This window comes from Microcoleus sp. (assembly GCF_049646505.1).
In the GTDB taxonomy this organism is placed as follows: domain Bacteria; phylum Cyanobacteriota; class Cyanobacteriia; order Cyanobacteriales; family Microcoleaceae; genus Microcoleus.
The window spans coordinates 1-15,012 of sequence record NZ_JBARVX010000111.1 but is presented as its reverse complement, the minus strand read 5'-3'; the positions used below and the strand labels follow the sequence as shown (position 1 = coordinate 15,012).

At 44.7% G+C, this 15,012-nt stretch carries 11 protein-coding genes; 4 read left to right on the top strand and 7 right to left on the bottom strand.

Annotated features, from left to right (window positions below; translation table 11 throughout):
• Positions 1-320 precede the first annotated feature (320 nt).
• Positions 321-1,319 carry a ketol-acid reductoisomerase gene (gene ilvC / locus WBA89_RS06515; protein WP_424404891.1) on the bottom strand — a complete coding sequence of 333 codons (999 nt, stop codon included), beginning with the start codon at positions 1,317-1,319 and terminating at the stop codon, positions 321-323.
• A gap of 219 nt (positions 1,320-1,538) precedes the next feature.
• On the opposite strand from ilvC, the gene WBA89_RS06510 reads away from it, so the two are divergent.
• Positions 1,539-1,925: a VOC family protein gene (locus tag WBA89_RS06510; protein WP_424404889.1), complete on the top strand. Its 387-nt coding sequence runs from the start codon at positions 1,539-1,541 to the stop codon at positions 1,923-1,925.
• 279 nt (positions 1,926-2,204) lie between these two features.
• Here WBA89_RS06510 and WBA89_RS06505 read toward each other — a convergent pair whose 3' ends face one another.
• Both WBA89_RS06505 and WBA89_RS06500 read right to left on the bottom strand, forming a co-directional pair.
• On the bottom strand, positions 2,205-2,531 hold the full coding sequence (locus WBA89_RS06505) for a hypothetical protein (protein ID WP_424404887.1): 327 nt from the start codon (positions 2,529-2,531) through the stop codon (positions 2,205-2,207).
• 534 nt (positions 2,532-3,065) lie between these two features.
• Entirely contained in the window at positions 3,066-3,587 is a 522-nt protein-coding gene (locus tag WBA89_RS06500; protein ID WP_424404885.1) for a pentapeptide repeat-containing protein, read from the bottom strand.
• Positions 3,588-3,815: 228 nt separating this feature from the next.
• Here WBA89_RS06500 and WBA89_RS06495 point away from each other — a divergent pair, with 228 nt between their 5' ends.
• A complete protein-coding gene (locus WBA89_RS06495) occupies positions 3,816-5,354 on the top strand; it encodes a SagB/ThcOx family dehydrogenase (protein ID WP_424404883.1) in 1,539 nt (512 codons plus the stop codon).
• Positions 5,355-5,383: 29 nt separating this feature from the next.
• Here WBA89_RS06495 and darG read toward each other — a convergent pair whose 3' ends face one another.
• The 3 genes from darG to mnmE all read right to left on the bottom strand — a co-directional run bounded on the left by darG (position 5,384) and on the right by mnmE (position 8,540).
• Positions 5,384-6,418: a type II toxin-antitoxin system antitoxin DNA ADP-ribosyl glycohydrolase DarG gene (gene darG / locus WBA89_RS06490; protein WP_424404881.1), complete on the bottom strand. Its 1,035-nt coding sequence runs from the start codon at positions 6,416-6,418 to the stop codon at positions 5,384-5,386.
• 25 nt (positions 6,419-6,443) lie between these two features.
• On the bottom strand, positions 6,444-7,070 hold the full coding sequence (gene darT / locus WBA89_RS06485) for a type II toxin-antitoxin system toxin DNA ADP-ribosyl transferase DarT (RefSeq protein WP_424404879.1): 627 nt from the start codon (positions 7,068-7,070) through the stop codon (positions 6,444-6,446).
• Between the two features lie 84 nt (positions 7,071-7,154).
• The gene (gene mnmE / locus WBA89_RS06480; protein ID WP_424404877.1) at positions 7,155-8,540 is read right to left on the bottom strand and encodes a tRNA uridine-5-carboxymethylaminomethyl(34) synthesis GTPase MnmE; all 1,386 of its coding nucleotides are present in this window, start codon (positions 8,538-8,540) and stop codon (positions 7,155-7,157) included.
• A 686-nt stretch (positions 8,541-9,226) separates the two neighbouring features.
• On the opposite strand from mnmE, the gene WBA89_RS06475 reads away from it, so the two are divergent.
• Positions 9,227-11,419 (top strand): tetratricopeptide repeat protein, encoded by a 2,193-nt coding sequence (locus WBA89_RS06475; RefSeq protein WP_424404875.1) that lies wholly within the window; start codon positions 9,227-9,229, stop codon positions 11,417-11,419.
• A gap of 425 nt (positions 11,420-11,844) precedes the next feature.
• Positions 11,845-14,025 (top strand): tetratricopeptide repeat protein, encoded by a 2,181-nt coding sequence (locus WBA89_RS06470; RefSeq protein ID WP_424404919.1) that lies wholly within the window; start codon positions 11,845-11,847, stop codon positions 14,023-14,025.
• A 222-nt stretch (positions 14,026-14,247) separates the two neighbouring features.
• On the opposite strand, the gene WBA89_RS06465 is transcribed toward WBA89_RS06470, so the two are convergent.
• A partial coding sequence (locus WBA89_RS06465; RefSeq protein WP_424404873.1) for a protein adenylyltransferase SelO family protein occupies positions 14,248-15,012 on the bottom strand: 765 nt, incomplete at its 5' end.

Below are 15,012 nucleotides of genomic sequence, written 5' to 3'. Positions count from 1 at the left end.
AAAAAACTCCTAGTCCCAGTAGATAGTCTTGACCTAGCAGCGAAAAACCTAGTTTTATAACAATACTTAATCATTTGATTGTAGGTTGAGTTAAGCGAAGCAAACCCTACGCTTCGCTTCGCCCAACACTGCAATTTTAGATTTGGGATTATAGATTAGAAAAATCCTATCCAATCTGTAATCTGTAATTTGTAATCGATTCAAATTTAGACTTGAGATTTTCCTCCAAGCGGTAAGCTAGGAACTGCCCGCCCTACAGATAGAAGTTCTGCCTCTATAACTGTTGGAGATTTATCTGCAAATCTCAAATCTCAAATCGATTAGGCTTGCTTTTTCAACCAGCTAAACATGGCTCGCAAATCTTTGCCAACTTCTTCAATCGGATGCTCTGCTTCCTGACGGCGCATGGAGGTAAAACCAGGTTTGCCGGCTTGGTTTTCGAGAACGAATTCGCGGGCAAATTGACCGGATTGAATTTCGCTGAGAATTTTCCGCATTTCGGCGCGGGTGTCATCGGTGACGATGCGGGGGCCGCGAGTTAAATCGCCGTATTCTGCGGTATTGGAGATGCTGTCGCGCATTTTGGCGAGGCCTCCTTCTACTACTAAGTCAACGATAAGTTTAACTTCGTGCAAACATTCAAAATAAGCTAATTCTGGTTGATATCCAGCGTCAACTAAAGTTTCAAATCCAGCTTTAATTAAGGCGCTCAAACCGCCGCACAAAACTACTTGTTCGCCAAAAAGATCGGTTTCTGTTTCTTCGCGGAAAGTGGTTTCTAGGATGCCGGCTCTGGTGCCGCCGATACCTTTAGCATAGGCCATTGCCCGATCGCGCGCTTGACCTGAAGCATCTTGATATACTGCAAACAAACTCGGAACACCTTCGCCTTGTTCGTAAGTCCGCCGCACCAAATGTCCGGGGCCTTTGGGGGCTACCATTACTACGTCTACGTTGGCTGGGGGGACAACTTGGCCGAAGTGAATGTTAAAACCGTGAGCAAATGCTAAAACATTTCCTTCTGAAAGGTTAGGTTCGATTTGTTCTTTGTAAATAGTTTTTTGAACTTCATCGGGCAATAAAATCATGATGAAGTCAGCAGCAGCGGCGGCTTTGTCTACCGGGTGAACAGTTAAACCCGCATCGGTTGCTTTGGTGGCAGATTTGCTACCGGGATACAAACCGACAACGACATTCATGCCGCTGTCTTTGAGGTTGAGGGCGTGGGCGTGTCCTTGGGAACCGTAGCCGATGATAGCAATTGTTTTCTTGGCTAAGAGGTCTAGGTTAGCGTCGGTGTCGTAATACATACGGGCCATAGTGCTGGTCTCCTGAGATGCAAATGGGGTAATTGACTGCAAAAGTTTCATCTTATCAAAGTGGGGTGCTTTTTTTTGCAGAATTTTACAGATTAAGATTTGAAGAGGGGAAAATAAAGGGCGATCGCCCGGAATTTAACAGATTTTGCTAGAAGTCAAATATAATTGTCAGTAGCGTGCTGTAATTTTGAAAAAACGCCACAAACTAACTTTTTAAACATGAAAATAAAGGCAATACATCATGTAGCAATTATTTGCTCTAACTACGAAACCTCGAAGAAATTTTATCTAGAAGTATTGGGATGTTCGATTATTAAGGAAACTTTCCGGGCTGAGAGAAATTCTTACAAATTAGATTTGCAAGTCGGAAATGGCGACACCATCGAGTTGTTCTCATTTCCAGACCCTCCCAAAAGAGTTAGCAATCCCGAAGCTTGCGGTTTGAGACATTTAGCTTTTGCGGTTGAGGACATAGAAGCATCCGTTGCTTGCTTAAAATTGCAACAAGTAGAAGTCGAAGAAATTCGCTTTGACGAGATTACAGAAAGACGTTTTACATTTTTTAGAGATCCAGACAATTTACCGCTAGAAATTTATGAAATTTAGTAGTTTGTAGCTGCAAGCAAAATAAAGCATTTTTAGTGAGATTTTACACTCTAAAAAAAATGTTTTTTCGCTCGTCTTGCTCGTTACTAAGCTATCCTTGGTAACGAGTAATATCGTTTCCGCTTGTATCGGAATGATTTAACCGCAGAGAACACAGAGTACACAGAGGGAGAGAATATATATCTGAATCATTCCGATGCTACCGGATTTGATATAATTTCTAGTTTAGATTTTAAAGTAATAGTTATTTTCAGCTTTTTAGGCTGGCGTATTTTGAGGTCAATCTTCTTCAAAAAAGATATTGTAAACAATCAAAGTAATTACTCCAATTATGAGCACAATTGCTAGCCCAGATGCGACGCGAACTGTAACTACAACAGCAAGAAAAATGCCAGCAAATTGAGCTGTGGCTAAGATTTTTCGCCGCCACTGTTTGATTTGATTGTTACTTTTGCTGTCTGGTTCTTCGCAGTTGCTGGTTAGATATGCTGGTACTGAGCGGTCGATTTCTGCTGCTAGTTCGTTAAGCAAAAGTTCTTGTTGGCGCTTCCGCTGCTCTTGTTTTTTGTGCCGAATTTCTCTGGCTTTTTGGTCTGGGTAATTCATAAAATTTACCCGGTTTCCCAGGAGAAATGTGTGTTATTTATTGTCTGTGTTGCGCCGTGCTCAGTTTGGGAGTATCGCAAGCATCTGTGTTTTGCATTGAATAGTGCTGCAAAAAACTCGCGAAATTTATACAGGATTATGAACAAATAGTTTTTACAAAAGTGATACTAATTTCATAAAGTAGCGTTAAATATTACCCCCAACCCCCCTTAATAAGGGGCTAAGACTTCATCAATAGCATATCTTTAGAAAAATGGTATGAGATACTCTTATAAATTTTATACAAATGTAACTCACATTTTCAGCGGTGTCGAGTGATGTTAATAAAATTTAAAAATGGCGGTTCACGAAGGGGGATAGCTGCGCCGTGCGTAATTGTAAGCCGATCGCCCGCTGCGCTGCAAATCATCAATAGACCTCTTGCAAAAATAATTAGGACGGGCTCTGGGGCCCGTCCCACAAAAATCTTTTTTTCTTGTGGGATGGGCTTCTAGCCCGTCCCAAAATTTGATTAAAAGGACTGAGGCAAGAGGTCTAATATCCTTCGGGGCTGATGGTAGTGCGATCGCACTCAGCTTCCGACAAATCTGCCAAGCGCGATCGAAATAAGTTGCAGCCAGCTAACTGAGCTTTAGTTAACTTTGCTTTCTCCAAATTAGCTCTGCTCAAATCCGCATTGCTCAAATCGGCATTGCTCAAATCGGCATTGTACAAATCCGCACCTTGTAAATTAGCATTTTGCAAATTAGCACCTTGCAAATTAGCGTGTCGCAAATTTGCTCTTGATAAATTTGCTCCTGACAAATTAGCTTCTGACAAGTTTGCTTGATAAAGTTGAATGTCGCCCAATTCAGCATCCTGCAACTGTGTTTGACAAAGATTGGCTTGAGTTAGATTTCCGTAGGGCAAATAAGCTTGCCTCAAAATGCTACCAGAAAGGCTGATTTCTGCCAAATCTGCTTGAAATAAATTATTTTCACTGAGGTCTACTGCATCAAAATTTCGCTTGCCTTCAGAATACTGAGCGAGCAATTGCTCAGCGCTTAGCTTTTGCATTTTCATCTTTTTATAAGGACAGCTATTGCAGCCAGTCCATAACAATAATTAATGGTTATTTATTTGCGTATTTATACCTAAGCATTCTCTCATGTTAAGCTTGTGTAACAGCGACCGCATTTTTTCTAAGATTTTTTTTATATTTGTAAATTTCTGGCTGGCTCGGTCAGTAACCAGTCAGTAATCTCAAGATCGATCGACAAACCAAAGCCCATCCTCTACTGAAATATGCCAGAACTTCCTGTTTCGATTGCTGAACACTACCACCAACGGACGAAATATGACCCTGAAACCATTGCTGCTAAAAGCAGACAGCTAGATTGGACTGAGCAGCCCGTGCCGTTCAAAGAGTATAAAATTGGGGCGTATTTTGACCTCAAGCCTTATCTAAAAGACCCCTCGGACGATCGCGAGGCCGCGGCTGATGCGGGTTGGTGGCACCGCTTGTCTAGCTTGTTGCTGTGCAGTTACGGGTTGACGGCGAAGGTGCAGACGGTGGATGAGAGCTATCTGTATTTGCGATCGGCACCGTCGGCGGGCGGGCTTTACCCAGCCGAGGTTTATTTAATCTCCCGCGGCACGCCGCATTTGCCTGCCGGACTCTACAATTATCAGTGCAGAACTCATTCACTCGTTCATTTTTGGGACAGTCAAGTTTGGTCGGCGCTGCAAGCAGCTTGTTTCGGGGCGCCGGCGCTAGAAAATACCCAACTGGCGATCGCCATTACCACTGTTTTCTTCCGTTCTTCTTGGCGTTACGAAGACCGAGCCTACCGCAGAATTTTCCTCGACACCGGTCATTTATTGAGCAATATCGAGTTAGCTTGCGCCGTCAACGATTACCGACCTCACTTGATTGGAGGATTCGCCGACGCAGCTATCAATGAATTACTGTACATCGACTCGGAACAAGAAGGAGCGATTTGTGTAGTTGCGTTAGCCGACTTGCTAGATATCGACCAAAATTTGCCCAAATTCAAAACAGCTTTGCCCGGAAACACCACAACAGATTATCCGAAAATTTCCGAAGGTCAACTGTTGGGATACCTCCACAAAGCGACACAGTTAGACTCAGATCCCACCGGAACGGATGGCTGGAAATTTGATGAAAAGGAAGGTGATTTAGAGGATAAATACAACTTTCCATTTTGTACTAAAATTTCGACGGTCAGTCCTTCGATTCCTTGGGGAGTCAATCTGGAAACTTTAGAAACCACTATGCTAAAAAGGCGTTCTACCCGCGCTTATACAGGTGCTTCTTTGAGCTTGGGCGAACTGCTAGCATTGCTGGATTTCACTTACCAGCCGCAGCACTATATCGACCAAGGATTAGACGGTTATCCCGATTATTTCGATCTGAGTTTGATCGAGACTTTTATTGCTGTTTCGGGAGTGCACGGGTTGGAGGAAGGCTGTTATTATTACGCTCCGAAAGCTCAAGAATTGCGGCAAATTCGGTTTAAAAATTTCCGCAGGGATCTGCATTTTTTGTGTTTGGGGCAAGATTTGGGCCGAGATGCGGGGGCGCTGCTGTTTCACACGGCGGATTTGAACAGGGCTGTAGCAAAATATGGCGATCGAGTTTACCGATATTTGCACATGGACGCGGGTCATTTGGGCCAGCGGTTGAATTTAGCAGCGGTTCAACTGCGTTTGGGTGTCAGCGGTATCGCGGGCTTTTTTGACGATCGCGTGAATGACGTTCTCGGTATTCCTGCGAGCGAGGCCGTGCTTTATATTACTACTCTGGGAAGACCGCGATCGTGAGGATTAGGCATCAAACGGTAGAAGGTATCCTAACAAAACCAACTCTGCTCGCGAAGCCGCTGCCATGCTTTGCGAATATGTTGAGGCTTAAATAGTTCGCTCTTGCGAATGTTCCATTCGCGTACAAGTTCGATCGCTCTTTCGCAATCCTCTGCTGCTTCCCTATTTTCCCCAACAACCCAGTGAACAGTTGCCAACAGTTCCATCCCGTAAGGAGTTTCAAAACCATTAATTAACCCGCTAACACGCTCTAGTCGCTCAATAGCATCGGGAGCATTTTCTAAAAAATTCCGCGCCGCTATTTCACCGTCAGGCAATACATAGATTTGCGCCTCTCTACTCCGGTCTCCATAACCTCGAATATAATGCCCTTCCAGTTTCTGCAAAACATGATTGAGATTATTTGCATAAGGCCCGTACTTTTGTTTTACATAATTTAATCTTAGCGGTTCACCTGCTACCTGAAGAAAATAAGCTAGCTTTTGAATTTCCAGCATCGTCAACCGATAGCCAGGAATTCCGTACAATTCCAGCAAGCGAACAAATAAGGCACGAGCGCGAGTCATCTGAGGTTTTTCAGTAGCAACCTGCATCGTATCAGCTTGGGGAGCAGCCTGCGGTTCAAACAGCAAAACTTGCACGTTTGGCAGTTCTAAAAAAGCTGATTCAATTAGCGGTTTGACTGTCTTCCAAGACAAGCCACCATTCCCGCAGCCTAGCGGAGGAACAGCAATAGAAGTGATGCCCAATTGCTTTACTTCCTGAATCAAAGCTTTTAGTCCAGTTTGAATATCTTCGATTTTTGATTTGCCTCTCCAGTGGCGTTTTGTGGGAAAATTAATAATGTATCGGGGATTGAATAGATTGCCAGTAGATATTACAAACATTTGTCCGGGCTGCACTTCGCTCGCCCGACAAGCTTTTGCATATTGGCGGAAGTTATCGGGATATGCCTGCTTGAATTGCAAGGCAATTCCTTTGCCCATAACTCCAACACAATTAACTGTGTTCACTAAGGCTTCTGCATTTGCTTCTAAAAGGTTGCCTTCCCGAATTTCAATCACTTTAATTTCCCGATTCTTTTTTATCTTAATAATACCAGTTTTGGCGAACTATTACTGAGGGTTTATGTGTAAAATTTTGTAAAATATTCTCTGTCTGTGATTTGATTGTAGAATCGATAACGCCGATTTCTGTTATTAAGTCCCAAGGCAAAAAATTGCGAACTAAGAATTCGGCTTGACGCCTGCGCTTTCTGTCGTTGTCTTCGTTTGTGTCGTTCCAGTAACGGGATTCCATAACATCCCAGTCGATTTGCTCTAGATCGTCGAGATTGTCAAAAAAATCGGTGAATGTCATGATTGCATGACCGTCAGTAAAAACAAAATCTAAACCTCTAGCATCTATATCTTCTACATCAGAAACGAGGTGAATGACTGTTGCTTGACCTTGAGTATAGTTTGGTACATTGCCCCGATTAATGGTGTATAACATCGGAGATCGCGGTGCAAAATAAAAGGGAACATAATCGTGTAGTACGCCACCTGCACCACAGGGAACGCGAATTCTAGCACGACGATCTTGGATATTCTCGTAGGCGATATTAGTGTACTGAGTGCGTGCGGCACGCATAGCGTTGTATGTTAACAATCCATCGGCAGAAAAAATAGATTCTAAATTATCAAGGTGAGTGATGTGGTAGATTGGTAATTGCACTGCTATTTTTGTTGGTTGTTTCAGGTTGAACTCATAATTGTAATATTCCTTTTGCTGTTAAGGATTAATAATCTTTTTCCCTCCTTATTTCCCAATGCAAAATTTGCTAAATATTCTGTCTAGCACTGATTCTGTCACTTCTTCGCCCGTAACTTCTCCCAATGCTTGAATTGCACCGCGCAAATCTATTGTCCAAAAATCTAAAGGCAATTTGTTGCTAATAGTATCCGTGCACTGTTCCAGAGAAATTTTGGCTTTGGTTAAGGCTGCTGCTTGCCGCTGATTGATGGCTAAATCGGAGTTTGCTGCTTGCAATTTTCCGTGGCTGACGGCATCTAAGATTGCGGTTTCTAGGTCTTCTATGCCTCGATCTTGGGCGGCGGATGCGATGACTGCAGGGTAAATTTCCGAGGAAAAAGGTAGTTCGGGGATGGTTTTTACTAGGTCGATTTTGTTGATGATTATAATTAGCGGGCGGTGCTTTACTTGTTCGTAAATTTCGGAATCGCCCTCTGTCCAACCAGATTCTGCATCAATTGTTAGCAATACTAAATCGGCTTGTTTTGCTGCGGCGCGCGATCGCTCTACGCCAATTTTTTCTACCTTGTCTTCAGTTTCCCGAATGCCGGCAGTATCGAGCACCTGCACCGGAATGCCGCCCACGACTAGCTGCGATTCTACCACATCTCGCGTCGTTCCGGGCAAATCTGTGACGATCGCCCGATCGCTCTTACTCCAAGCATTCAACAAACTCGACTTTCCCACATTCGGCCGCCCCACAATCGCCACTTTCAAACCGGTTCTCAACAATTCACCGCGATCCGCCGTCGCCAAAATTGTTGACAGTTCCGCCAAAACATGATTTATTTCCAAATAAGTTTTAGCTTCATCTAAAGGCGGCAAATCTTCCTCAAAATCAATTCTCGCCTCAATTTCTGCCAGCAAATCCAAACAAGTTGTTCTCAATTTGCGAATTGGCTGCGCTAATTTTCCCTGCAAACCAGCTAAAGCACTTTGTGCAGCAGCAGGAGATTTTGCTCCCACCAAATCTGAAATACTTTCAGCCTGAGTTAAATCGAGCCTCCCGTTCAAAAAAGCCCTGAGCGAAAACTCTCCCGGCTGCGCCAATTTCGCCCCGCTTTCCAAACACAACTGCAAGACTTGCTGGACGGCCATAATCCCGCCGTGACAGTGAAATTCCACCACATCTTCGCGGGTGAAGGAACGGGGCGCTTTCATGATTAACAGCAAAGCTTCATCGACTAATTCTTGAGTTTTGGGGTGGCGGATGTGGCCGTAAAGAATGCGGTGAGACTCCCAAATTTGCTGTCCTGGGGCGCGAAACAGAGTTTCGGCAATTTTTAAGGCTGCGGAACCGGAAAGTCGCACAATGGCGACGCTGCCTTGTTGGGGAACTATGGCGGTGGCGATCGCTGCGATCGTTCCTCCTTTTGTTAGTGATTCAGCCATTTTTATTGTTCACATTAAAAAAAAATCTCAATGTCTAGTTTGTGAGGATCGGGCAATTGCCGATCGGTCTTCGACATTATAAATCAATACTGTTCAAAACTGGTTGATAATCCCGGTGGAATAACCGCCCTAATTTTCTTGAAAAAGGAGGAAAAAAAGTTGCTCTTGCGTCAACGGCTGCGGTCTTTGTTAGGCGGGATGCGAGAAGGATATCTGGGAATACACAGTCTTAACAATCGCCTATTGGGATATAAATATTTGGTGTATAATTCAATAAATCAAAACTACCGCCTTTTAGGAGAAGCTGCACGAGTTGCTGAGTCGAAGAGTAGAAAATATTTTTTTAAATTTTTCTGGCGCTTGGTAATTGATCGCGGGCTTCGAGAGACAGGAGAACTTGAATTAAGGATTTAAGCCGTTGTAAATTTATGTAAATCAATCTGCGACCGGTTGTTAAATTATACATATCTGATTAACCTATCGACAATTTATGCGATTTTTTGCCAAGATATTAAGAAGAGGGCGGCCGCCGGGACTTCGATCGCCAATTCGTTAGCGAAGCTTGCAGAAGAGGACTGCCCGTTGACCCCAGTCACGGGGCGATCGAACTTAAATTACTCAGCCAAATCTTTGGGCTGTGGTGATTTCATGCGATAATCGAACATTAACAGGGTAGAGGGCAGAGCATGATTGGTCAACTTCTAGACAGACGTTACCGCATCATTAAAGTCACAGACTCAAGTGAGGTGGGAAAAACTTATTTAGCAGCAGATACTCACCGTCCTGGGTATCCGCAATGCACGGTTAGAGAAATGCGGCTTCCCGGCACAAGTTCGCAAACTCCAGAATTAGTCAAAGTTATATTTCAAAGAAACGCCGAAATAATTGAGGAATTGGGTAAACACGACAAAATACCCGAATTATTGGCGTATTTTGAGGAAAATCAAAGTTTATACTTAATTGAAGAATTTATTGTCGGTTCACCTTTGAGTCAAGAATTGATTGCGGGTGAAGCTTGGCAAGAAGATGAAGTAATTACTTTGCTATCATCCATATTAGAAATTTTGGCGTTCATCCACTCTCAGGGCTTCATTCACCGCAGAATTCAACCAGACAGAGTTATCCGGCGCGAGTCAGACGGGAAATTTGTGTTGGTGGACTTTAGCCTAGACAAAGAAATTAACCCGGAACTGGCTAATTGTGATTTGCTGGCGCAAACCTCGCCGAAGTCTGTTAAATCGTCTTTGGGAAAAAAAGAAAACTTAGGGGTGCAGGGGTTATACGTGCCGATCGAGCAATTGGAAGGCAACCCCCGCTACAATAGCGACATCTACGCTCTAGGGACGATCGCCCAGCTTGCCGTGACAGGACTTTCACCCAAGGAACTCAGCGCCCTGAGAAAAAACAAAAACGAAATTTCCTGGCGCAACCGGGCAACTTGTTCGGCGGCTTTAGCAGATACGATCGATCGAATGGTGGACTCCGACTGCGAACAACGGTATCAGGAAGCAGCGGAAGTTTTGGCCTTCATCAAACAAATCGCTGTAAAATGGCAGGTTGCGGAGCCGGCCACCATCATCAAGGAGGCTGCGAGTCAACCGCCGAGACAGCGCCAAACCAGATTGCTGCTGGCTGCAACGGCCTCGGCCTTAATCTTGACAGCAGTGATAATTTACTTTTGGCAGAGTCACACTCCGGCGAGGGCAAAAGAATTGTTAGCCCGCGGCGTTGCAAAGGCGCAGCAAGGTGACAAAACAGGCGCAATCGCCGATTATACCCAAGCCATCGCCATGAATGCTGGCGATGCTGAAACTTTCTACAGGCGGGCTAACGCTCGCTACGACACGGGTGCTACCGCGCAAGCAATACAGGATTACACCGAAGCAATTAAAGTCGATCCCAGCCACGCCAAAGCCATCTACAATCGAGGTTTGGCGCGCCTCGAAACCGGCGACAAGCGGGGGGCCGCGGAGGATTTTACCCAAGTATTGCGGCTGAGTCCGAGCGACGGCGATGCCTACTATCAGCGGGGTTTAGCTTACTACGATTTGGCAGACTACCGCACGGCCATTGAAGACTACACTCAAGCAATTCGGCTCAATCCCAAGGATGCTACAGCTTACAGCAATCGGGGTTTAGCTCGATCGGCTTCGGGCGACAAAGCTGGAGCAATGGCAGATTTTACCCAGGCGATTCAAATTAGCCCCAAACAAGCTAGCGTTTACTACAGTCGCGGTCGATCGCGCTTTAATCTGGCAGATTATCAGGGTGCGATGGAAGATTATAGTAAGGCGATCGAATTGGAACCAGAACAAGCTGATGCTTATACCAATCGGTGCAGCGCTTACTTAAATTTGGCAACCTACGACAAAGCGATTGAAGATTGCAGCCGAGCAATTAATCTCGATCCCAAAGATGAAGCAGCTTACAACAACCGCTGCATTGCTTATCTGAATTTAAAACAATTTCAAAAGGCCGCTGAAGATTGCAGTTTGGCGATCGGACTTAACAGCAACAATCCCAAAGCATACAGCAATCGAGGATTAGCTCGATCGGGTTCGGGAGACCAACTCGGGGCTGTGGAAGATTTTACCAGAGCAATTAGTCTCAATCCCAGCGATGCCGTAGCTTACAGCAATCGCGGCACCCTGTACTCAGAACAAAAAAATTACCCTTTAGCGGTTGAGGATTTCGCTCAGTCGTTGCGGCTCAATCCCAACAATGCTACTGCTTTTTACAGCCGGGGCCTCGTGCGCCGCCAACTCAAAGATCGAGCTGGGGCGATCGAAGATTTTCAGAAAGCTGCAACGCTGTTTCTAGAACAAGGAAGAGCCGATGGTTTCCAAAACGCACAAGCGCAAATAAACGCTCCTAAATAAACTATTAGTCAGTAGTCATTAGTCAGTAGTCAGTAGTCAGTAGTCATTAGTCAGTAGTCAGTAGTCATTAGTTGTTGGGAATTGGTTATTAGTTATTGGTTATTGGTTATTGGTTATTGGTTATTGGTTATTGGTTACTTGCTACGAATTTCCAATAATAACTAACAATTCCCAATAACAACTAACAACTAACAGTTAACAGTTAACAACTAACAGTTAACAGTTAACAGTTAACAGTTAACAACTAACAGTTATCAGTCATTAGTCATCAGGAAAAATGAAAAATGAAGAATGAAGCAGAAAAAAGGAAGAAGGGAAAATCACCAATCAGCAATTCCCAATCACCAACTCCAAATTACCAATTCCCCGCGCTCAATTCCCAATTTCCAAATCCCAATTACCAATTATCAATTATCGATATGAACATGGTTGGTCAACTTTTAGACAGGCGTTATCGCGTAGTGCAAATTCTCAGCTCAGGAGCTTTCGGACAAACTTATTTAGCTGTCGATACTCGCCGACCCGGCCACCCTCAATGTGTAGTAAAACAACTTCGTCCTCCCAGCAACACTTCCTCAGTTCTCAAAACAGCTTACCGCTTATTTAAACAAGAAGCAGAAATTTTAGAAAAGCTGGGTAAATACGAACAAATTCCCTTTTTGCTCGCTTATTTTGAAGAAGGCAGTCAATTCTACCTGGTAGAAGAATTTGTTCCCGGACACGCTCTAAATCGTGAAATTACGGCGGGTCAACCTTGGCCGGAAGAACGAGTAGTGTCTTTGTTAGAAGAAGTGTTACAACTGCTCGCATTCGTACACTCTCAGGGAGTGATTCACCGCGATGTTAATCCCTCCAACTTAATCCGCCGCAAACCAGACGGTAAATTAGTTTTAATTGACTTCGGCTCAGTTAAAGAAGTTGCCAATCACGTCACCGAGTACGATGCAGAATTTCCGCGCACCATTGCGACGGGGACTCCGGCTTATATGCCGATCGAACAATTTCAAGGCAACCCCCAATTTAGCAGCGATCTCTATGCCGTAGGGATGATGGCAATCCAAGCTATCACTGGTTTACCCGGTACCGATTTGCCAAAATTGCAAGATCCGAGTCCTTCTCACACCGGGGAAATTGTTTGGCGAAACCGAGCTCAATGTTCTCCGGGATTGGCAAATATCATTGACAAAATGGTATGTCACCAATTTGGCAAACGCTATCAATCGGCTGATGACGTTTTGGCCGCTCTGAGCAAGCTGACGCACCGCCAAGAGCCTCATGCTCAAAAGAAAAGTAGGGCTCCTAGTTTACTGTCTGTTGATAGTTTTGTGTCACGTTTGGGAACTCGGTTTTGGTGGCTGATTTTGGCTGGATTGGGGGCGATCGCTCTGGTATTTCTGTTTAGTTATTGCAGCCGCCCGAATCCGATTAAAGCTCAGGAATATTACGAACTGGGAGTAGAAAAGTCTCGCAATCAAGATGCGGCGGCAGCTTTGGAAGCTTTCAACAAGTCAATTCAATTAAATCCTAACAATGCTGATAGTTTTTATCGGCGGGGAAATGCTAATTACGATTTAAAAAAATATCAAGAAGCAATTGCCGATTATTCTCAGGCGATCGCTCTCAATCCTAAAGATTTTAAGGCTTATTTTAACCGGGGATTAGCCCGCAACGATTTTAACGACAAGCGCGGGGCGATTGAGGATTACACTCAGGTTCTGAATCTACAGCCCAACGATGTTGAAACATATTATGAAAGAGGAATTACGTATTTAGAACTACAAGATTACCCGATGGCTATTCAGGATTTTACTGAAGCAATTCGGTTGCAGCCGAAGCTTGTTAAAGCTTATCATTCGCGGGGTTTGGCTCGCGCTGGGAGCGGAGATTTGCAGGGGGCGATCGGAGATTATACTGAAGCAATTAAACTCGACGCTCAAAATGTTGATGCTTTTTACAGTCGGGGGAGAGCTCGCTTTCACCTAGGAGATTATCAGGGAGCTTTGGTGGATTATTCTCAGGTAATTGCGATCGATCCCAAGAGTGGAGATGCTTACACAAATCGTTGCAGCACGCAGTTGAATTTGGGAGCGCATCAAGCGGCAGTTGACGATTGCACTCAGGCGATTTCGCTGAGCGAGGAAGATGGGATTCCTTACAACAATCGCTGCATTGCTTATTTAAATTTGAAGGATTATCCGAAAGCAATTGCCGATTGCACTCAAGCGGTGACACTAAATCCGAACAATTACAATGCTATGAGCAATCGCGGTTTGGCCCGCAACGCAGGGGGAGATGCTCAGGGGGCGATCGCCGATTTTACCGCAGCAATCGGCCTCAATCCCAACGATGCGGAAGCTTACGCCAATCGGGCGAAGGTTTACCAGCAGTTAAATAATTACAATAGTGCGATCGGCGATTACGTGCAAGCCATTCGGCTGAATCCGAATTATGCAGCAGCTTACTACGGTAGAGGAATGGTTCGCCGCTCCTTGGGAGACAAAGCAGGAGCAATTAGCGACTTAGAAAAAGCGGGCAAAATCTTTCTCGATCAAGGACTTACCGGCGGTTACAAAGACACACAATTTGAGATTGAAAAACTCAAGTAGCTAGTTGTCAGTTGGTAGGGGCGGTGCCCCCGTGCCCGCCCTCAGTTGTCAGTTGTTAGTTGTTAGTTGTTAGTTGTGCGGCATTTAAACTGTATGTCAAAAAGCAATAAAACAATGAGTGGGGCAGGCATCCTGCCCGCCCTGAATATGCAATGTTTATTTGCGCGACAGCTTAACAGTCAACAATGCCCCATCCCTCCGCTTCGCTCCGCCCAATTCCCTTTAATAATTTTGAATTCGCTTCACCAAATCATAAAACGGTTCCCAATTATCCTCAAGAGCGATGGGTTCCCAAACAGCCTCAATCGTCGGCCTCAACAGCGATTGTTCGGGATTGTGCTGGCGCAACCTCTCGGCCATTTTATCCATATCGTCCGCCGACAAACTTTGCAAAACGTGACAATAAAACTGCCGCCAATGTGCTATCAAGTCCGTCGGTTGGGCCTCGCTAAAGATTAGACTAGCATCATCTCGCCAAGTGCGATCGAACTGTCGGCGCAATTCCCAAAAGAAATCGTGATAATCAACTTGAGACTCCGCCAGCATCTTAATTGTCAGCTTCAAAAGCTCATCGCCATCAGCTTCTGGCAAATCCTCAAATCCCAATCTATTCAGCATCAACTTGCGGTAAGCTGCATTATAATAATCGCCAAACTTTGCCAAACCAGCATCCATATCAGCTTGAGGAATTGCCGCTGCTAGCGGTTGCTGAAGCTTCTCTAAATTCCCCTTACAAATAAACGGTTGATTTCCGTAACAATAAAGACCGTAGTGATCGAAATAAGCTGCAGTAAATTCCGGCTTGTAAGTTGGGATAAAAGCAAAAGGCCCGTAATCAAAACTTTCTCCCGTAATCGACATATTATCAGTATTCAGCACCGCGTGACAAAAACCAGCCGCCATCCACTGAGCGACTAATTCGGCTACACGCTTGACTAATTCTGCATAAAATAGCGCATACTTTTCTTCGGAAGAAGTACCAGAATT

What these genes read in the sequence shown, in the direction of transcription:
- ilvC (WP_424404891.1), bottom strand. Translation starts at nt 1,319, where the DNA reads ATGGCCCGTATGTATTACGACACCGACGCTAACCTAGACCTCTTAGCC.
- WBA89_RS06510 (WP_424404889.1), top strand. Translation starts at nt 1,539, where the DNA reads ATGAAAATAAAGGCAATACATCATGTAGCAATTATTTGCTCTAACTAC.
- WBA89_RS06505 (WP_424404887.1), bottom strand. Translation starts at nt 2,531, where the DNA reads ATGAATTACCCAGACCAAAAAGCCAGAGAAATTCGGCACAAAAAACAA.
- WBA89_RS06500 (WP_424404885.1), bottom strand. Translation starts at nt 3,587, where the DNA reads ATGCAAAAGCTAAGCGCTGAGCAATTGCTCGCTCAGTATTCTGAAGGC.
- WBA89_RS06495 (WP_424404883.1), top strand. Translation starts at nt 3,816, where the DNA reads ATGCCAGAACTTCCTGTTTCGATTGCTGAACACTACCACCAACGGACG.
- mnmE (WP_424404877.1), bottom strand. Translation starts at nt 8,540, where the DNA reads ATGGCTGAATCACTAACAAAAGGAGGAACGATCGCAGCGATCGCCACC.
- WBA89_RS06475 (WP_424404875.1), top strand. Translation starts at nt 9,227, where the DNA reads ATGATTGGTCAACTTCTAGACAGACGTTACCGCATCATTAAAGTCACA.
- WBA89_RS06470 (WP_424404919.1), top strand. Translation starts at nt 11,845, where the DNA reads ATGGTTGGTCAACTTTTAGACAGGCGTTATCGCGTAGTGCAAATTCTC.